This window comes from Neobacillus niacini NBRC 15566, assembly GCF_001591505.1.
In the GTDB taxonomy this organism is placed as follows: domain Bacteria; phylum Bacillota; class Bacilli; order Bacillales; family Cytobacillaceae; genus Neobacillus; species Neobacillus niacini.
On record NZ_BCVA01000018.1, the window covers coordinates 46,106 to 70,210 of the forward strand.

Consider the following 24,105-nt stretch of genomic DNA (forward strand, 5'->3'; position numbering starts at 1 on the left):
CTATTTTAAAAATTCTTTGCAGTTTATCCTGATATTTTGTATATTAATATAGTTAATACGATACCCCCTAACTCATTAACTCTTTATTTTTCTGAAATCATCAACTGTACAAAATTATTCGATAGATTGGAGCTTCACATGGAAAGGAAATTACCATTAAAAGAAATCATCGCCTTGGGCTTTTTTATGTTCGCCTTATTTTTAGGCGCTGGAAATATTATTTTTCCGCCATTACTAGGTCAGCAAGCAGGTGAATCCCTTTTATCAGCTATTATTGGCTTTTTAGTTACGGGTGTTGGCCTGCCGCTATTGGCTGTCTTCACCATCGCAAGATCAGGCGGGGATTTAAATGACTTATCCAATCGAGTACATCCCACATTCGCTAAGGTCTTTCCGGTTATTATTTATTTAACGATTGGACCACTTTTTGGAATACCGCGTACCGGAACGGTAACATATGAGATCGGTGTTGCTCCATTCCTGCCAAACGAGAGCAGCATGGGGTTATTTGTTTCAACATTTGTATTTTTCCTTATCACCTATTGGCTTGCACTGAATCCTGCAAAGTTAGTAGATCGTGTAGGAAAGGTTCTTACTCCAGTACTGTTGCTATTAATCGTAGTAATCTCAATCAGAGGATTTGCTTCTCCTATTGGTTCTGTGGGTGAGGCGGCAGGAAAATACAGAGACGGAGCGTTTTTTGGCGGCTTTGTCGAAGGGTATTTAACGATGGACGCAATTGCTGCTCTAGTTTTTGGCGTTGTTGTCATTAACCGCGTGCAGGAAATGGGAATTAAAACAGCATCTGTTATTCGTTCTTATACGATTAAATCTGGGATTATTGCAGGAATTGGGTTATCATTTGTCTATATTTCATTATCTTTTATTGGTGCGACAAGCGTTGAGGGGATTGGAATGCAGGAAAATGGCGGAGAAATTCTTTCATCTGTCACTTCCCTTTTATTTGGACCATTCGGGTCCATCATTCTTGCACTGGTTATTACCGGAGCCTGTTTAACTACTTCTGTAGGTCTGGTTGCAGCATGTGGTGAGTATCTAAGTCAACGATTTCCTAGACTTTCCTATCCTGTGGTTGTAACCATTCTTTGTTTATTTAGTTTTACAATGGCGAATCTAGGATTAAGTCAATTAATTGCTTTTTCCATCCCACTCCTCATTAGTATTTATCCGATTGCGATTGTTCTGATTTTATTATCTTTATTACATTCCTATATACCGGTGTGGAGGGCTGTTTATATAGGGGCGATCATTGGAGCAGGTATTGTTAGTATCTATGATGGCTTAACAACTGCTGGTATTGAAGTAGCATCCATTACGACAGCTCTTAACTTCATTCCGCTATACACAAATGGATTAGGATGGCTTTTCCCAAGTATCGTGGGCGGTCTGTTAGGGTTGTTTTTTCAATATGCAAAGCTGTTTAATTGGGCAGCTTCATCCAAATAAGACAAAAAGGATAGATGAGCATGATAAGAAACTGCTCTACTATCCTTTTTTCGTGTTTAGAGTTTCCTAACACCTAACATACTTGCGTTTGAAACCTAACCTGCCTCTATCTAATTCCTTTTGAATGTTCTCAGACGCAAGCAGAGTGCTGCTTTTTTTCTTGTCCCGCCTGATTTCGACTGGACCAACAGCCTTAGCGGTTTCAACCGCCTTTTCATGGAGCGGCAAATAGGAAATTCCAACGGTGTACATAAAATTATTCATAGCGGATTTCGTTCGATCAGGAGAATCGTGAATCGTTTTTTCTACCTGATCAAGCATACCAGCTAGTTTATTGGAGCTAAATTCGGTGTCAGGGCGATTACCCAAAAGCCAGCAGTAACAGCTCCATCCTGCTGACATTTTAAGTTCTTCACCGCTTGTGATCCATTTATCGGCAACAGCTTGGGCAATAGTGGTCTCAGACAACGTTACGGCAACTACATAGTCCGAAAGCATATAAAAATACGCCCCATCTATCCAACGCTCAAAATCCTGCTCAGTCATTGCCAGCGGGTCCGCAATAATACCGGCAAAATACATGGCGTCATAGTTCCCAGTGGCGTAAAGCTCCTCAGCTAAAGGCTGATTTTTCTTAATCTTTTTCGCAAGAGGCTTCATTGCGCCGGTAGCGACACCAAAAAGCGGCTCATGTGCACCATTACTTATGTACGTTTTTTTGATTCGTTCTTTACCGAGTGTTTCTAGTTCCTGCATAACCGTAGTGAAATCCATTATTTTCACTTCCTTTATAAAAATCCTACTCATTACATTGTAAACCCTCGTTATAGCAATTCCAACTTCATAAATTCACGAAATGGATTCAGGCATCCTAAAGGTTATAATAAAAAAAGCTGCATAGCAGCTAAAACACTCTACCAAGAAAGCGTAGATTACATGAAATGGTGATTCTACGAGTCATGAACTATTACATTTGGCGTTATGATGACATAATTTGTCCGCCGTTAACATGAATGGTTTGACCGGTCATAAAGCGAGAATCATCTGACGCTAGATAAACATAGGCAGGGGCGAGTTCAAAGGGCTGACCTTGACGCTGCATCGGGTTATCCGCAAGCGGAACTTGGTCTGCAGAGAAGCTGGATGGAATGAGCGGAGTCCATACCCTGCCGGGTGCCACAGCATTTACTCTAATACCCTTATCAACTAAGTTGTTAGCCAATGCCCGGGTGAAACCAACGTTAGCAGCTTTTGTTGCAGAGTAATCAATCAATTGATCATTCCCGTAATATGCGACTACTGAGGCTGTGTTAATAATGGAACTCCCTGCCTTTAAGTGGGGAAGCGCAGCTCTGGTTGTGTAAAAGTGGGAGTAAACATTAACTTTAAAGGTTTCATCAAACTGCTCATCGGTAATGTCCAGTAAGCTTAATTGTTGAAACTGAATCCCGACATGGTTGCAGAGAATTTCAAGGTGTCCGAAGGTTTGGACCGTTTGTTCCACGATATCCATACATTGCCGTTTTTCTCTTACATCGCCAGGCAGCAAAAGACACCGTTGTCCAAGTTCTTCGACACGCGTCTTTGTTCGATTGGCATCTTCATGCTCATCCAAATAAGAAATGGCAACATCTGCGCCTTCTTTGGCAAAAGCAATTGCTACGGCTGCACCGATTCCGCTGTCGCCGCCAGTTATAAGTGCAGCTTTCCCTACAAGTTTTCCGCTGCCTTTCTCATTTGGATTTTCAATAATCGGTCTTGGAACCATTAATTTTTCTACTCCTGGCTGGCGAAGCTGACGCTGTTCCGGAACAGTAAGAGGAATATCTTCGTACCGGGTTATCTTGCCGTAATGGGGATACATAGGATATTTTTGATTATCTTGTGGTGACACGGTAAACCTCCTAGAAAAACCATTTTGGCTTTACTGTATGACAATTGGGCGAAACTTGTGCATGGTCTTTCACCATACTGAGAGAATTGAATAAAGTGTAGGAAAAACTCTGAGGAGGAAATGAGCTTGTACTATTATAGGTTAAACACCGAAGTAAAGCTGTTGTTAATCAATCACTCGATTGAAAAAGAGGAAATCTTCTATAACTCCAATCCAAATCCTTGGAGAATGCCGAAAATAGGTCCAAGGCCGCCGTATTATACGAATCCTAGGTATGAACCTTTTTACCCTGTCATTTAAAAATCCCTTTACCAATTATAAAACGTAAATTATCACCAAACGCATATGAAATAGCACTGCTTAATCAAGTAGTGCTATTTCTTGTAAAATAGATAGCTCTTCTTCCCTGAATTACTGTCAGCTGTACGGAGAAATTATCCAAAATGCAAAAAATGAAAAACAGTGAAAAGATAAGAAAAAGCTGCATGAAACACGCTTACATATAATTTGTTGTCGCTTTTATGGCAAATATTTCCGTTTTCTATCGCTTTGTTTTAGATGACCCTTATGTACGATAATGAAGATATAAATCTTACAAAGGTGGTAATAATATGAAAAAAGCAATCGAAAGTTTCATGGATACTTATGGAAAATACATTGCTGTGGCAGCATTTGCTCAAAAACAATGGACTAAAAATGATTTAGAGTACATGGTAAGTTTGTTTAGAGACGACTCTCAAAAATAATGTTGAGAATCGTTTTTTTTTTGCGATAAATATCCTCCTATAATAATGGTTTGCAAATACGGTAATGACCTTTACCAGGTACATAGCCTAAACCTCTATTAAGCTTTTGCATGGCCTCATTTCCCGCTTCCGTTTCCGTTGTCATCGTATGAGCTCCTTCACTTATGGCTTCTTGAATGGACAGAAGTTTAAGCGCTTTGGCAATTCCACGTCCGCGAAAGTGTTGGCTCACCCCAGTATAATCCGTATACATAACTCCCGTTTCTTCCGTACTAAATAGAGTGGAAACGCCAATAAATCGATCACCGTCGAGAGCAATAAATACCCATTTTTCTTTCGAATAATTTTCTGGGAGTGCATCCTTCCGCCACTCTGGAAAGGCAGGAAGGTTTCCGGATTGCCCTGGGTTGTCTTTTGATGTTTCTACATATAAGTCATACAATTTCTGTTCTGACACCTCACCCGCTATATCAGCTAAGGTAATAAAGGTAATACCGGAGTTTTGTAATTTATGTACAGTGTCTGAAAGTTTGGATACGTCTAGTGTATTCACGTCTAACCTTAACTCAAAAATATGAGCATCCAGTAAAAAACCATGCTTTTGTGCAAAGGGAAGGGAGCCTGGAATCCAATCCTTTACTTCAGAAAGTAAGACGGAAGCTTTATGACTGGCAGCCCAATCTTCGAGATGAGAAAGAATCAATCCTCCGACGCCTTGTCTTTGATAGTCTGGATGAACGCAAAAAGTACTCGCAAGTTCACCTGGATCACTCCATGGAGCCCTCCATGAGGAACCAAAGCCTATGACCTGACCAGCTGTGTTTTCTGCTAACACTCTTATTCTCCCAAAACCTGATAGCAGGCCATTCTCGTTTAATGTGAGTGTAGATGTTTGAGGAATATGGCGATCCTCTTCCTCAAGAGCTTCAACAGTTGCAGAACCAGGTTGAATGGAGTTAAACAGTTGGGCTATATGTTTATAGTCTTCCGGTAACTGAAGATCACGAAGCTTAATTTTTGTAGATATATGATTATTAGATACCACTCAGCTCTTCCTCCAAATTTAGGATTAGAAATTTAGTATTCTATCTTTCTTAAATAAATCCTCCTTTTTTACAAAAGCTGGATATGGCAGTCCCTCTGATAAAAATAAAATATTTATTTTACCCATTCGAAGAGTTGAATGGGACCCTTTTTTGTACGTCCTCATTCGGACAAGCGCAAGGGAACCCCCTCTGTCCCTGTTCAATCTGACTACGCAGTTTCCATTTAACGGAAGTGTTGTAAAATAATAGAATAAAGTGTAAAATTACACTAAATACATACAAGAGATTTTTAGGAGGGGGCATTCCATGAAAAAAAATATACTTCCACTGATTTTGTATTTTGGTGTAGTTCCACTCGTTCTTTCATTTATCACCATTTTTATTCAAGCAAATAACTTCTTGTTGACTACTATTCTAACAGTGGTCATCGGTGGACTTACTGCTGGCGGTATCGCAAGTAGAACACTGCACAAAACAGATGATAAAAAAGGGCGGAGCCTTCTATTCTTGTTTCCGCTAGCTTATACTGCAGTACTCTGGGCCATTTTCATGCTTATAAACAGTGGGTTTTATGGAGCAGATTCATGGTTAGTTTATGGTATTTTTCATATAGCTATGGCACCAATTTTTTTTATGACAATACTAATGGGCGAGGGAAGATTATTTCTATGGGCACCTTTAGCCTATGAATTAGCATTTGTATTTTCTATTTTCACATCATTTTTGGTAAAGAGGGCTCGCCCCGCTTTTAATAAGAAGCAGACATTGACTCTATTAACAGTTTTCGTCGTGGCGATGGGTACGGGGTCGGCTGTTCAGTGGCAAAGGAGTAAAACAGTTTTGCCGTCCTATGGTTTTGAGTATGGCGGAGGCTATTCTTCTACCGATTTAACTCCTTATGAAGTGACAAATCCAGGAAATATCCTGCCTAAACTAGAATCTCCATCTACTTTTAAGATTAAAAAGCCTAGCGATATGCCTGTATTAGATGGTGCAGAAGCAGCATTTCCTGTCTATTCCGCATTTGCTAACAATGTCTACGAAAACATCAGTAATGTCACGAACGTATCAGAGATTGTCTCCTTCACAAATACCATTTATGCCTATGAGAGGCTATTGTCTGGTGTGGTGGACATATACTTTGGTGCAGAACCATCAAAAGAGCAGCAGGAAATGGCTAAAAGGCAAGGGAAGGAATTAGTCATGACGCCCATTGGCAAGGAGGCATTTGTCTTTTTTGTCAATCCGAAAAATAAAGTTGATAGTTTAGATGTCTCCGAGATCCAAAGCATTTATTCCGGAAAAATAAAAAGTTGGTTAGAACTTGGTGGAAAGAACGAGCGGATCATTGCTTTTCAAAGACCTGAAAATTCCGGAAGTCAAACGCTGCTCGAAAAGATTATGAGTGATACGCCAATCATGGAACCTTTGAAGGAAGATGTTCCAGAAGGAATGGGAGGGATTATCGAACAGGTTGCTGATTACCGGAATTACGATAATTCAATCGGATTCTCTTTCCGCTTTTTTGCTACGGGCATGAGAGACCATGCAAATATTAAACTACTTGCAATAGATGGAGTCGAGCCAACACCTGAGAATATCGCAAGCGGAAAATATCCTTTCACTGCAAACCTTTATGCGATAACATTAAAGAATAACACCAAGCCGACCATTGGCCCCTTTTTGGAGTGGATGCAAGGTGCGCAAGGTCAAGAGATCATCGATAAAATTGGTTATATTAAAAACTGAAGGTTGAGGGTGGAATAAACGATGAAAAAGGTAAGATGGGGAATTTTAAGTACGGCAAAAATAGCGCAAAAATCATTAATCCCGGCGTTTGAACGAGCGCAAAATGCTGTTGTTGCAGGAATTGCCTCAGGCAGTGGTAAAGCGGAAGAAATAGCTGCTCAATTTAATATCGAAAAGTCATACACCAGTTATGAAGATATGCTTCAAGATCCAGAGATAGATGCAGTCTATATCCCGCTGCCAAACCATCTACATAAAAAGTGGACGCTTGAAGCGGCCAATCACGGAAAGCACGTTTTATGTGAAAAACCAGCTTCCTTAACGGCTGACGAAACAAAAGAAATGGTGGAGTACTGCCGGGAGAAAAATGTTAAATTTATGGAAGCTTTTATGTACCAATTTCATCCCCAGCATGAACGGGTGAGAGAAATCATCAAAAGCGGAGAGATTGGTGAAGTGAAATTCATGCGGGCCAGCTTTTCCTTTTCACTTGCCCAATGGGAAGGAAATATCAAAACGGATCCGGAAAAGGGTGGAGGAAGTCTTTATGATGTTGGCTGTTACGCCATTCATGCCATTCGGAATATCACAGGTGCTGAGCCGGTAGAAGTCCACGTTCATGCCAATATGGATCCAGATTATCGAGTAGATACATCCGCTTTCGGCTATATGCAGATGGAAAATGGTGTTCATGCTCATTTTGATTGCAGCTTTGATATGGCATTTAGGGCAGAGTATGAGGTGATTGGAACTGCCGGTCAAATAAAAGTTCCGAGAGCTTTCCGTCCAGATAATCATGAGGGAGAAGGACTTATTATCGTTCAAACCGAAACTGGAACAAGGGAAGAAAGAATCGTTGCTGATATCTACCGAGAAGAAGTTGAGCATATCTCACAGGTGATTTTGGAGGATGGTGTACCTTCTTATACAGGGGAAAATGCCATCCAAAATATGCGTGTCATTGAGGCATGTTATGAATCTATCCATTCAGGAAAAATTATTAAATTAGTATAATAAAAAATCAGCAGAATCCCTTAGCAGTTCCAGGGAATATGCTGATTTTGTTTTGTTTCTAGTATTAATTTCCAATATAAACATAGAGTTTTACCACTTTAGCGAGAAATAGTATGATAGGGAGAGGCTGAATTTTCGAAAGATTTAACGAAAGGGGGGGACTGAGCATGACAACATTATTAGAAATGAAAAATATTTCGATTGAATTTCCGGGTGTAAAAGCGTTAAATGACGTATCCTTTTCGACAGAGACAGGTAGTACTCATGCTCTTATCGGTGCGAATGGGGCTGGTAAATCAACGTTAATGAAGGTTCTCTCAGGTGCCTATCATCATTATACTGGTGAAATATATTTGGATGGAAAAAAGGTTACTATTCGCTCGCCTAAGGAGGCGCAAGAGCTTGGTATTCAAATTGTTTATCAAGAAGTCGACACAGCATTAATCCCGTATTTGTCGGTTGGCGAAAACATCATGCTAAATGAAACCGTAAATGATATGGGAAAAAAACAATTCGTTAGCTGGAAGCATATACACGAAAAGGCAACGGACATATTAGAAAGCATTCATGTAAAGATTTCATCAAAGACATTAGTAAGTGAACTAACGTTAGCTGAAAAGCAAATGGTCATTATCGCACGATCATTGGTTAAGCAATGTAAATTTCTCATTTTGGATGAGCCGACAGCACCATTAAGTCACTCAGAAACCAAGGAACTGTTCAGGATTGTCAGAGATTTAAAAAGCAGAAATGTCGGAATTATTTTTATTTCACATCGTCTTCCAGAGTTATTTGAGGTTTGCGCCGATATCACGGTAATGAAAAATGGTGAATTCGTTTGTAAAGAGAAGATTGCTGAAACCTCCCAAAACAGAGTTGTAGAGTATATGCTCGGGGAAAAACTAGAAGAACAATTCCCAAAATACCATGGGGAAATCGGAGATCATATCTTAGAGGTAAACGGACTTTATGATACAGGGATGATTAAGGATTTTACTATGCATGTGAATGCAGGGGAAATTGTTGGAATTGCCGGATTGGTAGGTGCAGGAAAATCGGAGCTTTGTAAGGCATTATTCGGTGCTTCGAAAGTTACTGCAGGTGAAATAAAAATAAAAGGTACAACGGCGAAAATAAAGGATCCCAGTCAAGCGGTTAAAAAAGGTTTGGCACTGGTACCAGAGGAGAGAAGAAAGGAAGGTATTCTGGTACAGGAGAGTGTCGCGGCCAATCTTACTGCTGCAAGCTTAGGAAAGTTTGCAAAAGTTTTGAGCTTCCTAGACTTCAAGAGAGAAAAGGAAGTTTCAAGTCAGATGATTGGCAGTCTGGGGATCAAAACACCTTCTCAAGAAACGAGGGTACAAAATCTATCTGGCGGCAATCAACAAAAAGTAGCGATTGGTAAATGGCTGATTGCCGATGCAGAAGTTTATATTTTTGACGAACCAACCAAGGGTGTTGATGTTGGTGCGAAAAAAGATATATTTGAACTCATTTCACAGTTAGCGAAACGCGGCAAATCGATCATTTACGCATCGTGTGAATTCTCAGAAATTTTAGGAATTACTGACCGTGTATATGTGGTTTATGATGGACAAGTGGCTAAAGAGCTGGATACCAAATCAACAAATGAAGAAGAATTATTATTTTATTCAACAGGGGGTAAATAGAGTGAGCACTGCGAACCCAGAAGTTCAGCAAAAAAAGCCCTCAAAAAAGGGATTTGAATTATTTGATTTTTTATACAAATACGGTACGATAATAACAATCTTAGCGCTAATTGTCATTTTTTCGATTACGAGTCCTGCTTTTTTGGATGGCGGGAACATTGTTAATATTCTAAGGTCCATATCGATCGTCACGATCATTGCAATCGGGATTACCATATCCTTATCGGTGGACGGCTTTGATTTATCCGTTGGTTCAACCGTCTCATTAACCAATGCAGTCGTCATTTCCATGTTTGTATGGTTTTCGCAAAACATCTTCGTGGCACTATTAGCAGCGATTGGGGCTGCACTTGTTGTAGGTGCGTTTAACTCTTTTATGATTGTGAAAGTTAGAATTCCTGATATGCTAATGACTTTGGCAACAATGTTTATCATACAAGGGATTGCTTTAACTTATACAAAAGGGGCTACGGTTTCCCAAAATATGATTATGCCGGATGGATCATTCTCTACAGGTACAATTCCGGAAGTCTTTTCAAAAATAGGGCAAGTCCCTTGGATTATTATTATCATGATTGCGGCGGTTCTGCTCGTGCATATTTTCCTGAATTATACGAAACATGGACGTTATATGTACGTGATTGGCGGAAACAAAGAAGCAGCAAGATTATCTGGTATTCCCGTTAATAAATATAAAATAGCTGCCTATCTTATGTCGGCAACATTTGCGGCCATAGGTGGAATTGTCCTAGCTTCACGAGTTATGACAGCGGAAATTAATTCCGGTGCACCTTATTTAATGGACGCAGTAGCTGCTGCGTTTATTGGGTCATCAGTATTAGGTGCCGGCAAACCAAATGCCTTTGGTACCTTCGTTGGAGCGGTGTTAATTGGAATTCTTCAAAATGGTCTCGTCATGATGTCTGTTCCTTATTACGCAATGGATATTGTGAAGGGAACGGTGCTGGCTCTCGCACTTGCGTTAACTTACTATAAAAAGAAATAATTGGAGGGGTTCAGTATGAAAGATTTTACAGTTGAATATTTCACGATGACGGAAGCAGACGCGATTGAATATGCAAAAGCAATCAATCTTTTTCCAAAAGAAGCAGAATTGACCTGTAAAGAAATTGGCGATGGTAACTTAAACTATGTTTTTAAAATAGTAGATGGTAAAAACAATCAATCTATCATTATTAAACAAGCAGGACCGGTGGCACGAATCTCGGATGAATTCAAACTCTCACCAGACCGGAACCGGATTGAATATGAAATACTTGGACTCCAATACAAACTAGCACCAGGATTTGTACCAAAGGTATACAAATATGATCCAATTATGAACTGCACGGTGATGGATGATTTATCCGATCATGAGATTATGAGAACGGCTTTATTAAAGCATAAGAAGTTTCCGCTTTTTGCTGACCATATTTCTACTTTTCTAGTGAATACTTTATTACTCACATCGGATGTGGTGGTAGAACATAAGGAAAAGAAGGAACTCGTGAAGCAATTCATTAACCCAGAGCTTTGTGAAATAACAGAAGATTTGGTTTACACAGAACCTTTTTATAACTGCCCTCGTAATGAGGTGTTTGAGGGTTCAATGGAATTTGTAAAAGAGAACATTTGGAATGATAAAAAATTAGTACTGGAAAGCGCGAAATTAAAATTTGAGTTTTTGACAAATGCTCAATCGCTGCTTCATGGTGATCTCCATACTGGATCTATTTTTATAAAAGAAGATTCTACCAAGGTCATTGACCCTGAATTCGCGTTTTATGGACCTGCCGGCTATGATATTGGGAATGTGATTGCCAATCTTATTTTTGCTTATGCAAACGGGAAGTTTACGATTGAAGACGAGGAAACAAGAGATGATTATTTAAATCATCTTGTCACTACGATTAAGGATGTTGTAAATTTATTTACAGATAAATTCAACAAAGCTTGGGACGAAAATGCAAAAGACCGGGCAGCAAGCTATGAAGGATTTAAGGAATATTATTTGGATAGTATTTTAAGAGATACTGCAGCTGTGGCGGGACTCGAACTACTACGAAGAATTATCGGGCTTGCGAAGGTGAAGGATATCACTTCCATTGAGGATCGTGAAGCTAGGATCCGGGCAGAGAAAATTTGTTTAACCGCTGGAAAGACATTCATATTAAATCGCGAAACGATTAAAACTGGGGCAGATTTTATCAATGTGATTCAAACTGCTGAACTTACATCTGTGAAAGGGGCTTAAATCTATGCAAAATCCAGTTACCGTCATACAATCGGTAAGACTAGATGATGAGAATGATACATTAGTATTATTAGATCAAACCGTTTTACCAAACGAAACGAACTTCCTAGAATTAAAGGAAATGGAAGATATATGGGATGCAATTTATCAGTTAAAGGTCCGTGGGGCACCTGCTATCGGAATTGCTGCTGCATATGGAGCCTATTTAGGAGCGAAGAAGTCGACAGCAGAAACCTATGAAGCTCTTTTTGCAGACTTTACGAAGGTGAAGGATTACTTAGCTACTTCACGGCCAACAGCTGTTAACCTGTTCTGGGCATTAAATCGGATGGAAGATCGGTTTAAGCAGGAAGCAGGGAAAAGTGTGGCAGAAGTGAAGGCGGCACTGAAAGAGGAATCTGAAAACATTCGTGCAGAGGATGAAAAAATCTGTGAAGCGATTGGAGAGCATGCGTTGTCCTTGTTGGAGCCTGGCTGGGGATTACTCACGCATTGTAATGCTGGAACCATCGCAACAGCCAAATATGGTACAGCATTAGCTCCAATGTATTTAGGGCAGGAAAGAGGCTATAACTTCAAAGTCTACGCAGATGAAACGAGACCATTACTCCAAGGAGCTCGCTTAACAGCATGGGAGCTGCAGCAAGCTGGAGTAGATGTGACGTTAATTTGTGATAACATGGCGTCGATCGTTATGAAGGAAGGCAAAATTCAGGCTGTTCTTGTTGGCTGTGACCGTGTAGCTGTAAATGGTGATGCGGCAAATAAAATTGGCACATCTGGTGTTGCGATACTTGCAAAACACTACAATATTCCATTTTATGTTTGTGCACCGTTATCTACGATTGATTTAGAGTGTCAAACAGGAGACGATATTCACATCGAATTGCGCCCTTCTGAGGAAATTACAAGTAAATGGTATGAGAAACCGATGGCACCGGATGGGGTTCAAACCTATAATCCAGCCTTTGATGTAACTGACCATTCGCTAATCACTGGGATTGTTACGGAAAATGGGATTGCTTATGCGCCATATACCGAAAGCCTTCCGAAAATGTTTAAAAAATAGTGCTGGAACAGCTGAGTCTTATTTGGACTCAGCTTTTTCTTTTGTTCATGTAGGTATGGATATAGCCTGATGGCGCGGTATTCCTTATGAAGGACGAATCTCGATGGGCAATCTAAAGATTCGTCTTTCATAACGCCTATGAAGGACTAATCCTAATGGGGAAGCTTCTGATTCGTCTTTCATCCTGGCTATAAAGGACAAATCTCCATGAGGAATCTTATGATTTGTCCTTCATCACGGCTATGAAGGACAAATCTCCATGAGGAATCTTCTGATTAGTCCTTCATCCTGGCTATGAAGGACTAATCTCCATGAGGAATCTTCTGATTAGTCCTTCATCCTGCCTATGAAGGACAAATCTCCATGGGGAAGCTTCTGATTTGTCTTTCATCATGGCTACAAAGGACAAATCTCCATAAGGAATCTTCTGATTAGTCCTTCATCCTGGCTATGAAGGACAAATCTCCATGAGGAATCTTATGATTAGTCTTTCATCCTGGCTATGAAGGACAAATCTCCATGAGGAATTTTCTGATTTGTTTTTCATCCTGGCTATGAAGGACAAATCTCCATAAGGAATCTTAAGATTAGTCCTTCATAACGCCTATAAACTAAAGTTAAACAACAAATTGACAGAACATCCATAAAATAAGATTATTGGTATGGATAAAAAATAAGTAGATCTGGTTGCAAAAAAGGAGCCTTAACTTATGCAGGATAACAAAAAGTACGATTCTGATCATCAAGCAAAAGAAATGATCTGTGAAATCGGAAGACGGGTTTATAATCGAAATTATGTAGCAGCAAATGACGGAAATATCTCCGTAAAAGTGGGTCCTAATGAAATTTGGACAACACCAACTGGAGTAAGCAAAGGCTATATGACTCCTGACATGATGGTGAAAATGGACCTTTCAGGTAAAGTCCTTGCCGGAGATTTAAAACCTTCATCCGAAGTCAAAATGCACCTAAGAGTTTACAATGAAAACCCAGAAGTCAATGCAGTCGTTCATGCGCATCCTCCGATTGCAACATCCTTTGCAATAGCTGGAACTCCCCTTGATAAACCAGTTTTACCAGAGGCTATTGTGTTGTTAGGGAATGTACCTGTTGCCCCGTATGCTTTACCGGGAACACAAGAAGTGCCGGATTCCATTGCTCCTTATTGCAACACACACAATGCTGTCCTTTTGGCCAACCATGGGGCACTTACATGGGGAAGAGACCTGATGGAAGCTTACTTCCGAATGGAATCTCTTGAGCATTATGCGAACATTCTTATGCACTCTACCTATATTTTAAAAAAGGCAAATGAATTAAATAACGCGCAAATTGCTGACTTGATAAAGATACGAGAATCGATGGGGATAAAAGCTGGCGGCGTACCGATAAGTGAAGAGGATAGGAAAGCTGAAGAAGAGAATAAATAAGAAAAAGAAGCAGCGTAAAACGATATGTCTTATGCTGCTTTCACTTACTTATCTACATGAATTTCCTGTAATTGCTTACCTGCATGTAGCAATTCAGAGATAAAAGATTCAATATCCCCAACCAGAACTCCACCGTGCCCGGTACACATAACATCCACTTCAAATGCATTCATAGCTGTTAGTCCTTGAAGAAAAGCATTCAGCTCGTCTTTCACAACACCTCCATTGCGTAAAAATTCCAGCCATTCATGTCTAAGATCGTTTCCTGCTGAGACTAACCCATCCTTTGAAAGCGGGTCGCCAAAAAAGCAGAGGAAATCACCTGTAAAAAGAACTCTTGAGGGCTTATGGTAGAAAGCTAGCGAGCCTGGAGTATGGTGGCCAACCCAAATGTAGTCAAACTCCTGAATGACTCCGCGATCTGATAACTCAAAAAGGAACTCATCAGGTTTTGGGTACTCGATAAGGCTGCGTTCTTGTTGATGTATAAATTTCTTAGCATTTTTAAAAAGAGCTGTACCTTGTACATGATCTTCATGACCATGTGTGGCTAAAACTAGCGTAATGGCATCTGGTGTTTTACCCAATTGTTTTAGAGCTTGAACTAAATAAGCAGAATGCTCCTCTTTGCAAGAATCAATTAATGTGATTCCATCTTCTTGTACAATAAAATAACAGTTATTATAAGAATTCCATTTAGAATCCCAAATGGCTAATACATATATATTTTCTTTTACGTTTTCAAATAGATATTCCAATAACTTACCCCCTTGATAATAAAATCTTTACATAGTAAGTATATAAAATTTGGAATAGTTGAACAAATTCAAGGAGAGAATCGCAATTTAGGAAAAGAAATGAGCTGGCTCCTGTTTTATGATTTAGGTGAGGGGGAAAGAAGATGAGTTTATTAAAGAAAAAAGATCCGTATCAGGTTTATATTTACACCTGTTTCTTTTCGCAATTGTTTTTTACGTTTGTATTTACCGTCAACTTGTTGTATCAAGTAGAAACCGTTCAGCTTAATCCATTGCAGTTGGTTTTAGTGGGGACGGTGTTGGAGGCAACTGTTTTCCTATTTGAAATCCCTACAGGAATTCTCTCTGATTTAAAAAGCAGAAAGCTATCTGTCGTTATTGGCTTTTTCTTAATTGGAATCGGGTTTATGATAGAGGGAATATTTCCGGTTTTTGCGGCAGTCATTCTATCTCAAATCATTTGGGGAATCGGTTATACCTTTACAAGTGGTTCTCATCAAGCCTGGATTGCCGATGAGATAGGGGAAGAACGCGCTTCTTCAGCATTTGTCAAAGGTGCCAAGGCAGGTAATCTTGGAAAAGTTCTTGCCATTCCATTAAGTATGCTGGCAGGGTATTATCTGCTGAACCTGCCGATCGTTTTAGGCGGTATTGGGCTGGTCGTGCTATCCATCCTTTTAGTTTTCTTTATGAAGGAAGAAAATTTTAAACCTGCTGAAAAAGTGGAGAGTGTATCGGTTTGGAAGAATATTAAGGAAAATATGAGTCAAATTCTTTATTTTTCTAGAGTTAATTATCTGATGAGAGTCCTATTTCTAATTGCATTATTTTTTGGCTTATATAGCGAGGGCTTTGACCGCTTGTGGCTTCCCCACTTTATTGAGCAGTCGGGTCTATCCCATCTATCAGAAAGTCAGTTAGTTTTATTGATGGGAGGGGTTCAATTTATTGTTGTTCTCTTAACATTTGCAGCACTTCATTTTATTGATAATAGTTCTATCCACCAGCAGCTTAAGCATATTTACGTTGCCCTCTTTATAGGGAGCATTCTAATCATTGGTGCATTAATTGGTTTTGCTTTTACTACAGCCGCTGTTGGTTTGTTGGTTTTCTATTTCATCATCCAAATTTCAAGAAGCATTATGTACCCATTAGAAAGTGTTGGGCTGAATAAAATCATCCCTGATTCTTCTACACGTGCTACCTTTTTTTCAGTTAAAGGCCAAGTAGATGCAATTGGTCAAATTGGCGGTGGTCCTGTGATTGGCGTGATTGCTTCAAACACTACAATTAAAATTGCTGTCATGGTTAGTGCGTTTATCTTAATACCTGTCCTATTTCTATATAAAAATATTATGAGAAAAACGAGTATGAGAGGGTGAGATTTCACCCACAGGCTGTCGAGGATATTCCCGGCAGCCATTATTTTTTATAACCGTGATAATGCTAGCGTTCTTTCTAATTTGGGTGTGGCTTAAAGCGCTCGGATTGAGGACAAATCATTGTGGATAGAAGGTAAGGTTAGTCCCCAATCCCCTGGATTGCGGACAATCCCTGTGGATAGGAAGTAAGATTAGTCCTTAAGAATCCCGATTGAGGACAAATCCTTGTGGATAGAAGTAAGATTAGTCCTCAAGAACCAGGATTGAGGACAAATCCTGTGGATAGGAAGTAAGATTAGTCCCCAATCCCCCGGATTGAGGACAAATCCTTGTGGATAGAAGTAAGATTAGTCCTCAAGAACCCGAATTGAGGACTAATCCTTGTGGATAGAAGGTAAGATTTGTCCCCAATCCACTAGTTTGAGGACAAATCCCTGTGGATAGGAGTAAGATTAGTCTCCAATCCCCCGGATTGAGGACGAATCCCTGTGGATAGACAGGAAGATTAGTCCTCAAGCGCCCGGATTGAGGACTAATCCTTGAGGATAGACAGGAAGAGTAGTCCCCAATCCCCCGGATTGAAAACAAATCCTTGTAGATAGATATTCCTCAAGCACCTAGGTTTAGGACAAATCTTGTAATCAGGATACCCAATTATCTTGTGAAATATTTTATGAAATATAGCTAGGTCAGACTCACAAAAATGCCGAGAAAAATCCCCTTTCTCGACAATCTAAAGGATGGGCTAACATCTATCTTTTATGGGTATATGAATCTCCATATAGACTTTTTCGAAATCCCAGTGATGACAATGTTCATCATAGTACTCAAAGTCATATGCGGTATCATCCACTTCATAAGAGGATTGAGGGAACCAGTCCTCCAAGATATACTTCCATGTTCCTTTGATGGCTGAAGCAAACTTCTCCACTTCCACCGAAGGGGTTCTGAACACGGCATAAGTAGCTGCTGGCAGCTGCAAGGTTGTCAGCCCGCCCGGAAGCGAAGTATCTGCGTCAAATTCTACAGCAAATAAATAGGTAAACGTATCTTCTGCTGCCGTAGAACTTAAGTTAATACAGTACTCCCCATGCTTTTTAGGGGCAAGTGATTGATATAGCAATCTTTCAATGGATCCGTCTGCCAACCCCTCTTGATCCCAAATGGCAGGGGCGTCTCTTGTATAAGATACATTCCCCATATTAACCTCGAATGTTTTACCAGCAACTGTGAAGGACTCCCGATTTACAATCATCGGCTGCATTACAATCCCGCCTGTATTCTTTTGATGAATAGAAATCAAATCTAATTTTTGCGGTAATGATTTGGGACAATGAATTTTATATAAGCTGGGAGGACTCCCAAAGCATTTTTTAAAGGCTTTTGTAAAACCAGCGTGGGTATCAAATCCATAATCCATAGCAATTTCAATAACTTTCTTTCCATTGACGAGTTCGTGTAAGGCATACTGAAGTCTCCTTTTGACGACATAGTCCATTAAGGTATAACCTGTATGCTTTTGAAAAACCCGATAAAAATGGTAGGGGGAATATCCTGCCATGGCAGCTAATTTCTCTGAATCTATTTGGTCCTTAATATGTTCTTCGATATAATTGATTACCTGCTGCAGCATGTGTAACTGTTGAATAAGGATCACCTCGTATTTACCATATCTAGTAAATTATAATTTATTTTTGCATGTGTGTGTCGTTATTCTTTCTGTTGAAATTCTGCTGGCTGTCCTTCATTATAAGGATAGGACAAAATGTAAAAGTATACTTTTATGAAGGAAGTAGATTATGACGGAAGAAAATATAACCCGAATTGATTTGGATGGAAAAGAAATTATATTAATTGGTACCGCTCATGTTTCCAAGCAAAGTGTAGAGCAGGTGAAAGAGGTTATTGATCGTGAACGTCCAGATTCTGTATGTATCGAATTGGATGACCAACGCTACAAGTCGATTATGGAAGGCAGCAAATGGAGAGAAATGGATATTTTTAAGGTCATTAAAGAAAAGAAGGCAACACTTCTTCTAATGAATCTTGCTATATCTTCGTTTCAAAACCGATTAGCTAAGCAGTTTGATACAAAACCTGGACAAGAAATGATCCAAGGTATTGAATCAGCAAAAGAAATAGGAGCTGAACTTGTTTTAGCCGACCGAAATATCCAAATTACTTTTTCGCGAATTTGGAGCAATGTTAGCTTTTGGGGTAAAGGGCAGCTGTTAACTTCTATTTTCTATAGCATTTTCAATAAAGAGTCCATTTCTGAAGAAGAACTGGAGAAAATGAAAACACAAGATACATTGAATGCATCTCTTGCTGAAATTTCAGAAGCATTTCCACGATTAAAGAAGCCTTTAATTGATGAACGAGATCAATACTTAGCACAGAAGATTAAAGAAGCACCTGGTAAGAAGGTAGTAGCCGTTTTAGGAGCAGCGCACGTTCCGGGGATAACGAAAGAAATTCATAATGACCAAGACTTGCAGGCTTTAACAAAAACAAAACCAAAATCGAAAACACCGCAAATTATCGGGTGGGCGATCCCGGTGCTCATTGTGGCTCTGATTGCGTTTACCTTTTTTCTTAATCCGGCCGCTGGTATGGATCAAGCGATTAGCTGGATACTTTGGACCGGAATCACAGCGGCCATTGGTGCTGCTACTGCCTTAGCGCACCCACTGGCAATTTTATCAGCCTTTTTGGCCGCACCAATTACCACCTTACACCCATTGTTGGCGGCAGGCTGGGTCTCCGGGATTGTACAAGCCTATATCAAACGCCCGAGTGTCGCAGACTTTGAAACATTATCAGAAGATGTTTTTTCGATTAAAGGCTTTTGGCGTAATAAATTTACGAGGGTCTTGCTAGTCATTATCCTTACCAACATTGGTGGTTCGTTTGGAACCTTAATTGGAGGAGCAGACGTAATACGTACTTTCCTTAATAACTTATAAAAGTGTTTGATGTCTACCACAGTTCTTAGAGCTGTGGTTTTTTTGTTGTAAAATGTTGTCGAACGTTTACAAGGTAATGGTGCAGTTGGCTGAAGTAGAATAGAGGTAATAGACAAGTAGAAGGGGTTGGATATGGTTGAACATTTATCTCATCCGCCACGGTGAAGCTGAGCATAATGTGGATAAAACAGTTATGGCACATACCCATGATTCACAGCATAATTTAACGGAACTGGGACAAAAACAAGCACAGGTAACAGCTGAATTTTTTAAAACAATTGTTAATCCAAGGACTGTTCTGTACAGTTCCCCTTATTTAAGAACAATGCAAACCGCTAAGGCGATTCATTCGCTTTTACCAGAAGGTGTTCCGTTTTTCGAGAATCCGTTAATAAGAGAGTGGGAGCTGGGGAATCTTTATGATTTTGCTGATCGTCCCTCTGAAAAAAAGAAAGAGTTCAAAGCAGCTGGTCAATTTTACTTTCGCTTTCAGAATGGAGAATCACTTGCGGATGTTTATTTGCGTGCGACGATGTTTATGCATACGGTAGTAGAACGTGTGAGAAAGCAGCAACGTTATGAAAATATTGTGGTTGTCACCCATGGGGCCTTTATCCATATGCTTTTAACATTCCTGATGAATTGGCCAATACAAGATTTGAAGAATTTCAGACCGGTAGAAAACGCCTCCGTTATTAAAATTAAGGAAGTAGATGGAGATTATCAATACGAGAAAATTTTTGTGCCAGTCGTTAACTGACTCCAACAATACACCTTCAATCATTCGATTGGGGGTGTTATTTGTTTTCTAAGAATAATTATATTTTTTTCTAATATAGAAAATTCATCAGTTATTTGGTGGAAAATAGGTTGAAAACGTTTGCAATAATATTTCAAATTATTTTAATTGACTGAAAAGTATAATTATATTATTATTCTAATAATAACTTTTTTCTTTCGTATTACGAAAGATTGGTAAATACAACCAAGAAGGTAGGGGCATATATGTCACAGATGTTAGCTTTAGTCATTCTTTTAACCATTTTATTTATCGGAGATTTAGTTGCAGTACGAACAAAGGCATGGGTGCCTTCTATATTCGTTTGTGCTGTTTTGTTCCTTTTTGGATATTGGACATTCTTCCCGCAAGATATCGTTGCATTGGCAGGTGTACCGCCAGTTGTTGCAACCATGATGATGTACTTATTAATTACCAATATGGGAACTTTACTTTCCCTTCAAGAATTGAAGAATCAATGGAAAACGATTGTCATTGCGCTATCAGGAATTTTAGGAATTATCGCTATTTTATTTGGAATTGGAACATTGCTTTTTGGCTACCAGACAGTGGTTGTTGCCATTCCTCCTTTAGTAGGTGGAGTTGTATCCGCCTTGATTATGTCAGAAGGAGCTAAGGAAGCCGGGCTTGCCTCGCTATCTGTTTTTGCCATCGTGATTTATGTTATGCAGGGCTTTGCAGGGTATCCGATTACTTCCGTCGTTTTGAAAAAAGAAGGGAAGAGACTTCTGCAACAATACCGCAATGGAAAACTTGCGATAGAGGCACAAGGAAAGGCTGCAGCTGAAGTGGCTGCTGCTACTGCGGTTGCAAAGCCTGAGTTGAATTTATTTAAGAATATGCCAGAAAAATATAACACAGACTTTTTTAAGTTTTTGAGACTTTCATTGGTTGCATACCTAGCTTATCTAACTTCTACTCTAGTAGCACCAGTTGTGGCAATCAGCCCGTTTGTACTTTGCTTATTGTTCGGGGTAATTGCCACTAGTGCAGGATTTTTGGAAAAGCAGGTTTTACAAAAAGCAAATGGTTTCGGATTTGCCCTCATGGCGCTTATGCTGTTTATCTTTGACGGATTAAAACAAGCGACACCAAGCATGATGCTTGAAATTATTTATCCGCTTGTCGGCACCATTGTACTAGGGGTAATCGGGATGTATATCTTCTCGTTCATTGCCGGAAAGATTTTAAAAGTGAGTAAAGAAATGGCTTTTGCTGTTTCACTTACAGCTTTATATGGATTTCCAGCTGACTATATTATCACAAACGAGGTTATTAAATCCTTAACAGAAGATGAAAAAGAGAGAGAAATGTTGACTGGCCATATGCTTCCACCTATGCTTGTCGGAGGATTTATTACCGTTACCATGGTGTCGGTCGTACTAGCGGGCATCTTTGTAGGATTCTTGTAAGAAGGGATTGGATTAAATGGAAACAAAGTTGCAAACAAATTTAGATCATGTTCAGACAAGGGTTGAAAGTCATATTGATACATTAAGTACCTTTACCGCTACACCGGGTAAAGGTACTACTCGGCTTACATATAGTCCTGAGGATTTGCAGGCACGCCGATATATAAAGAAGAAAATGGAAGAGTATGGTTTAACTGTTCGGGAAGATGGATTTGGTAATATTTTTGGGAAGCTTGAAGGAACTTTGAAGGATGCACCAAGTGTTCTTGTTGGTTCCCATTTTGACTCCGTTCCAAATGGCGGTTCTTATGATGGTCCTGCGGGAGTTGTGGCAGGACTTGAAGTCGCAGCACTTTTTGCTGAGAACAAGTTAACACCAAAATATCCTTTAGAAGTGATTGCGCTTGTTGAAGAAGAAGGGTCAAGATTTGGCGGCGGACTGATGGGGTCACGTGGAATGGTTGGGTTATTAGATGAGGAAGGTTTTAATAGTTTAAAAGATAAAGATGGTATTTATGCTGTTGATGCCATGAAGAAAATCGGACTTGATCCTTCACTTCCGAAAAAAAGAGATCCCAAAACCATGAAGGCATACCTTGAATTGCATATTGAACAAGGACCAATCCTTGAAGAAAAAGGTATCCCTATTGGAGTTGTGGAAGCGATTGTGGGCCTTACTCAATTAGAGGTAACGGTCAAGGGGCAGGCGGGACATGCAGGTACAACCCCGATGGATCGTAGAGCAGACGCGTTAGTCACTGCAGCGAAGATGATTGCTCAATTCCCAGAACTTGCGGCAGCAGAAGGGGAAGGTACAGTCGTTACTACTGGACGGTTAAATGTATTCCCGAATGGAGCGAATGTCATTCCTGATAGGACAGTATTTACGGTGGACATCCGTTCAGGCAAGGAAGAAAATGTTTTGAATGTGATTCAAAAAGTAAAAGACATAGCGGGTTTTTATAGTAAGCAAGGTATTGAAGTGAGTGTTGAGCAGCTTTTATATATACAACCAAAAGAAATGAACAAGGATATCGTCACTTTACTGAAGAGAAAGACGAGTGAATTAGATATCCCTAAATGTTCGATAAACAGCGGAGCAGGTCATGACGCCATGGTCTTTTCTGATTTTACAAATGTAGGTATGTTGTTTATTCCGAGTAAAAATGGATTAAGTCATTGTCCGGAAGAATGGTCCGACTCAAGGGATATTGCAAATGCTGTTCAGGTTTTATATGAAGCAGCCAAAAAGTTGACGGAGGCGGAATAAAAATGATCCATGCAAAAATTAAAGAAGCAATTAAATCATATAGCGAAGAACTAACAGAATTACGTCGAAAGCTTCATCAGGAACCAGAAGTATCCTGGGAGGAATTTAAGACTACTCAATTTGTCTGTGAATACCTTGATCAATTAGGAATTTCCTATCGTAAAACGGAACCTACCGGTGTTATTGCAGAAATTCAAGGGGGCAAGCCCGGTAAAACAGTTGCTTTAAGAGGCGACATGGATGCTTTACAGGTAGAGGAGCTTAACAAAGATTTACAGTATGCTTCAAAGGAAGATGGAAAAATGCATGCGTGCGGTCACGATGCCCACACATCAATGCTATTAATTGCGGCTAAAGCTCTAAATGATATAAAAGAGGAATTACCCGGTAATGTACGCTTATTGTTCCAGCCGGCTGAAGAAGTAGCAGAAGGAGCGAAGGCTTTGGTGGCTCAAGGAGCCATGGAGGGTGTGGATAACGTATTTGGTATCCATATCTGGTCACAGATGCCTACCCATAAAGTATCATGTCCACCAGGACCATCTTTTGCTTCAGCAGATTTATTTAAAGTTACGTTCAAGGGAAGAGGCGGACATGGAGCCATGCCGCATGCATGTATTGATGCTGCGATCGTCGCTTCGTCTTTTGTTATGAATGTTCAAACCGTAGTTTCCAGAACCATTGACGCCCAGCATCCTGCCGTTCTTACGATTGGAAAAATGGTCGTCGGTACGAGGTTCAATGTAATCGCAGAAAATGCTGTAATCGAAGGAACGGTACGCTGTTTCCACCCTGAAACGAGAGACCATATTCAAACACAGCTTCAGCACTATGCGGATCAGGTGGCGGCGATTTACGGTGCAACGGCAAAGGTGGAATATATTCGTGGAACCAAAGCGGTCATTAACGATGAATATAGTGCAAACTTAGTACAAAAAGTTGCTGCAGAAGCATTTGGCGAAGATGTGGTATATAACGAAAAACCTACCATGGGCGGCGAGGACTTCAGTGAATATCTCGGCCAAGCACCAGGAAGCTTCGCCTTAGTCGGCAGCGGAAACCCCGAAAAAGATACAGAATGGGCCCATCACCACGGCAAATTCAACATCGACGAAGACGCCCTCGCCACAGGCGCAGAGCTCTATGCCCAATATGCATGGGCATACTTAAATGAATAAA

At 40.0% G+C, this 24,105-nt stretch carries 21 protein-coding genes; 16 read left to right on the top strand and 5 right to left on the bottom strand.

The window, feature by feature from the left end; all coding sequences use genetic code 11:
• Window positions 1–138 precede the first annotated feature (138 nt).
• Window positions 139–1,467, top strand: a complete 1,329-nt coding sequence (gene brnQ / locus BANA01_RS14715) for a branched-chain amino acid transport system II carrier protein (protein WP_063253629.1) — start codon at window positions 139–141, stop codon at window positions 1,465–1,467.
• A gap of 66 nt (window positions 1,468–1,533) precedes the next feature.
• Here brnQ and BANA01_RS14720 read toward each other — a convergent pair whose 3' ends face one another.
• Both BANA01_RS14720 and BANA01_RS14725 read right to left on the bottom strand, forming a co-directional pair.
• Complete coding sequence (locus tag BANA01_RS14720) at window positions 1,534–2,241, bottom strand: DNA alkylation repair protein (RefSeq protein ID WP_063253630.1); 708 nt, start codon at window positions 2,239–2,241, stop codon at window positions 1,534–1,536.
• 205 nt (window positions 2,242–2,446) lie between these two features.
• A complete protein-coding gene (locus BANA01_RS14725; protein ID WP_063253642.1) occupies window positions 2,447–3,331 on the bottom strand; it encodes an SDR family oxidoreductase in 885 nt (294 codons plus the stop codon).
• A gap of 150 nt (window positions 3,332–3,481) precedes the next feature.
• On the opposite strand from BANA01_RS14725, the gene BANA01_RS14730 reads away from it, so the two are divergent.
• The gene (locus BANA01_RS14730) at window positions 3,482–3,661 is read left to right on the top strand and encodes a hypothetical protein (protein WP_063253631.1); all 180 of its coding nucleotides are present in this window, start codon (window positions 3,482–3,484) and stop codon (window positions 3,659–3,661) included.
• 311 nt (window positions 3,662–3,972) lie between these two features.
• Entirely contained in the window at window positions 3,973–4,107 is a 135-nt protein-coding gene (locus tag BANA01_RS30615; protein WP_268875090.1) for a hypothetical protein, read from the top strand.
• A gap of 37 nt (window positions 4,108–4,144) precedes the next feature.
• On the opposite strand, the gene BANA01_RS14735 is transcribed toward BANA01_RS30615, so the two are convergent.
• Window positions 4,145–5,152, bottom strand: coding sequence for a GNAT family N-acetyltransferase (locus BANA01_RS14735; protein ID WP_063253632.1), 1,008 nt, complete (start codon window positions 5,150–5,152; stop codon window positions 4,145–4,147).
• Between the two features lie 307 nt (window positions 5,153–5,459).
• On the opposite strand from BANA01_RS14735, the gene BANA01_RS14740 reads away from it, so the two are divergent.
• The 7 genes from BANA01_RS14740 (at window position 5,460) to BANA01_RS14770 (ending at window position 14,339) form a co-directional block, all read left to right on the top strand.
• Window positions 5,460–6,902, top strand: a complete 1,443-nt coding sequence (locus BANA01_RS14740; protein ID WP_063253633.1) for a PstS family phosphate ABC transporter substrate-binding protein — start codon at window positions 5,460–5,462, stop codon at window positions 6,900–6,902.
• Window positions 6,903–6,923: 21 nt separating this feature from the next.
• A complete protein-coding gene (locus BANA01_RS14745; RefSeq protein ID WP_063253634.1) occupies window positions 6,924–7,916 on the top strand; it encodes a Gfo/Idh/MocA family protein in 993 nt (330 codons plus the stop codon).
• A 167-nt stretch (window positions 7,917–8,083) separates the two neighbouring features.
• Complete coding sequence (locus tag BANA01_RS14750) at window positions 8,084–9,586, top strand: sugar ABC transporter ATP-binding protein (RefSeq protein WP_063253635.1); 1,503 nt, start codon at window positions 8,084–8,086, stop codon at window positions 9,584–9,586.
• 1 nt (window position 9,587) lies between these two features.
• A complete protein-coding gene (locus BANA01_RS14755) occupies window positions 9,588–10,592 on the top strand; it encodes an ABC transporter permease (RefSeq protein WP_235847153.1) in 1,005 nt (334 codons plus the stop codon).
• 15 nt (window positions 10,593–10,607) lie between these two features.
• The gene (gene mtnK / locus BANA01_RS14760; RefSeq protein WP_063253637.1) at window positions 10,608–11,840 is read left to right on the top strand and encodes an S-methyl-5-thioribose kinase; all 1,233 of its coding nucleotides are present in this window, start codon (window positions 10,608–10,610) and stop codon (window positions 11,838–11,840) included.
• 4 nt (window positions 11,841–11,844) lie between these two features.
• Window positions 11,845–12,909: an S-methyl-5-thioribose-1-phosphate isomerase gene (mtnA, locus tag BANA01_RS14765; RefSeq protein ID WP_063253638.1), complete on the top strand. Its 1,065-nt coding sequence runs from the start codon at window positions 11,845–11,847 to the stop codon at window positions 12,907–12,909.
• Between the two features lie 710 nt (window positions 12,910–13,619).
• Window positions 13,620–14,339 carry a class II aldolase/adducin family protein gene (locus BANA01_RS14770; RefSeq protein WP_063253639.1) on the top strand — a complete coding sequence of 240 codons (720 nt, stop codon included), beginning with the start codon at window positions 13,620–13,622 and terminating at the stop codon, window positions 14,337–14,339.
• 44 nt (window positions 14,340–14,383) lie between these two features.
• On the opposite strand, the gene BANA01_RS14775 is transcribed toward BANA01_RS14770, so the two are convergent.
• Window positions 14,384–15,097, bottom strand: a complete 714-nt coding sequence (locus BANA01_RS14775) for an MBL fold metallo-hydrolase (protein ID WP_063253640.1) — start codon at window positions 15,095–15,097, stop codon at window positions 14,384–14,386.
• A gap of 143 nt (window positions 15,098–15,240) precedes the next feature.
• Between BANA01_RS14775 and BANA01_RS14780 the strand changes: the two genes are divergently transcribed.
• Window positions 15,241–16,479 (top strand): MFS transporter, encoded by a 1,239-nt coding sequence (locus tag BANA01_RS14780; protein ID WP_063253641.1) that lies wholly within the window; start codon window positions 15,241–15,243, stop codon window positions 16,477–16,479.
• A 745-nt stretch (window positions 16,480–17,224) separates the two neighbouring features.
• Here BANA01_RS14780 and BANA01_RS14785 read toward each other — a convergent pair.
• The gene (locus BANA01_RS14785) at window positions 17,225–18,112 is read right to left on the bottom strand and encodes an AraC family transcriptional regulator (protein ID WP_034676784.1); all 888 of its coding nucleotides are present in this window, start codon (window positions 18,110–18,112) and stop codon (window positions 17,225–17,227) included.
• 166 nt (window positions 18,113–18,278) lie between these two features.
• On the opposite strand from BANA01_RS14785, the gene BANA01_RS14790 reads away from it, so the two are divergent.
• From BANA01_RS14790 to BANA01_RS14810, 5 genes are all read left to right on the top strand, one after another.
• Window positions 18,279–19,445, top strand: coding sequence for a TraB/GumN family protein (locus BANA01_RS14790; protein ID WP_034676782.1), 1,167 nt, complete (start codon window positions 18,279–18,281; stop codon window positions 19,443–19,445).
• Window positions 19,446–19,581: 136 nt separating this feature from the next.
• Window positions 19,582–20,205, top strand: coding sequence for a histidine phosphatase family protein (locus tag BANA01_RS14795; protein WP_052106431.1), 624 nt, complete (start codon window positions 19,582–19,584; stop codon window positions 20,203–20,205).
• Window positions 20,206–20,450: 245 nt separating this feature from the next.
• Entirely contained in the window at window positions 20,451–21,656 is a 1,206-nt protein-coding gene (locus tag BANA01_RS14800) for a hypothetical protein (RefSeq protein ID WP_034676780.1), read from the top strand.
• Between the two features lie 16 nt (window positions 21,657–21,672).
• A complete protein-coding gene (locus BANA01_RS14805; protein WP_034676778.1) occupies window positions 21,673–22,926 on the top strand; it encodes a Zn-dependent hydrolase in 1,254 nt (417 codons plus the stop codon).
• 2 nt (window positions 22,927–22,928) lie between these two features.
• A complete protein-coding gene (locus BANA01_RS14810; RefSeq protein WP_034676776.1) occupies window positions 22,929–24,104 on the top strand; it encodes an amidohydrolase in 1,176 nt (391 codons plus the stop codon).
• Window position 24,105 lies beyond the last annotated feature (1 nt).

Coding starts and splice junctions, on each gene's coding strand:
- BANA01_RS14785 (WP_034676784.1), bottom strand. CDS start 18,112: ATGCTGCAGCAGGTAATCAATTATATCGAAGAACATATTAAGGACCAA.
- BANA01_RS14800 (WP_034676780.1), top strand. CDS start 20,451: ATGTCACAGATGTTAGCTTTAGTCATTCTTTTAACCATTTTATTTATC.
- BANA01_RS14745 (WP_063253634.1), top strand. CDS start 6,924: ATGAAAAAGGTAAGATGGGGAATTTTAAGTACGGCAAAAATAGCGCAA.
- mtnK (WP_063253637.1), top strand. CDS start 10,608: ATGAAAGATTTTACAGTTGAATATTTCACGATGACGGAAGCAGACGCG.
- BANA01_RS14810 (WP_034676776.1), top strand. CDS start 22,929: ATGATCCATGCAAAAATTAAAGAAGCAATTAAATCATATAGCGAAGAA.
- BANA01_RS14770 (WP_063253639.1), top strand. CDS start 13,620: ATGCAGGATAACAAAAAGTACGATTCTGATCATCAAGCAAAAGAAATG.
- BANA01_RS30615 (WP_268875090.1), top strand. CDS start 3,973: ATGAAAAAAGCAATCGAAAGTTTCATGGATACTTATGGAAAATACATT.
- BANA01_RS14780 (WP_063253641.1), top strand. CDS start 15,241: ATGAGTTTATTAAAGAAAAAAGATCCGTATCAGGTTTATATTTACACC.
- BANA01_RS14730 (WP_063253631.1), top strand. CDS start 3,482: ATGAGCTTGTACTATTATAGGTTAAACACCGAAGTAAAGCTGTTGTTA.
- BANA01_RS14740 (WP_063253633.1), top strand. CDS start 5,460: ATGAAAAAAAATATACTTCCACTGATTTTGTATTTTGGTGTAGTTCCA.
- mtnA (WP_063253638.1), top strand. CDS start 11,845: ATGCAAAATCCAGTTACCGTCATACAATCGGTAAGACTAGATGATGAG.
- BANA01_RS14750 (WP_063253635.1), top strand. CDS start 8,084: ATGACAACATTATTAGAAATGAAAAATATTTCGATTGAATTTCCGGGT.
- BANA01_RS14720 (WP_063253630.1), bottom strand. CDS start 2,241: ATGGATTTCACTACGGTTATGCAGGAACTAGAAACACTCGGTAAAGAA.
- BANA01_RS14725 (WP_063253642.1), bottom strand. CDS start 3,331: ATGTATCCCCATTACGGCAAGATAACCCGGTACGAAGATATTCCTCTT.
- brnQ (WP_063253629.1), top strand. CDS start 139: ATGGAAAGGAAATTACCATTAAAAGAAATCATCGCCTTGGGCTTTTTT.
- BANA01_RS14805 (WP_034676778.1), top strand. CDS start 21,673: ATGGAAACAAAGTTGCAAACAAATTTAGATCATGTTCAGACAAGGGTT.
- BANA01_RS14790 (WP_034676782.1), top strand. CDS start 18,279: ATGACGGAAGAAAATATAACCCGAATTGATTTGGATGGAAAAGAAATT.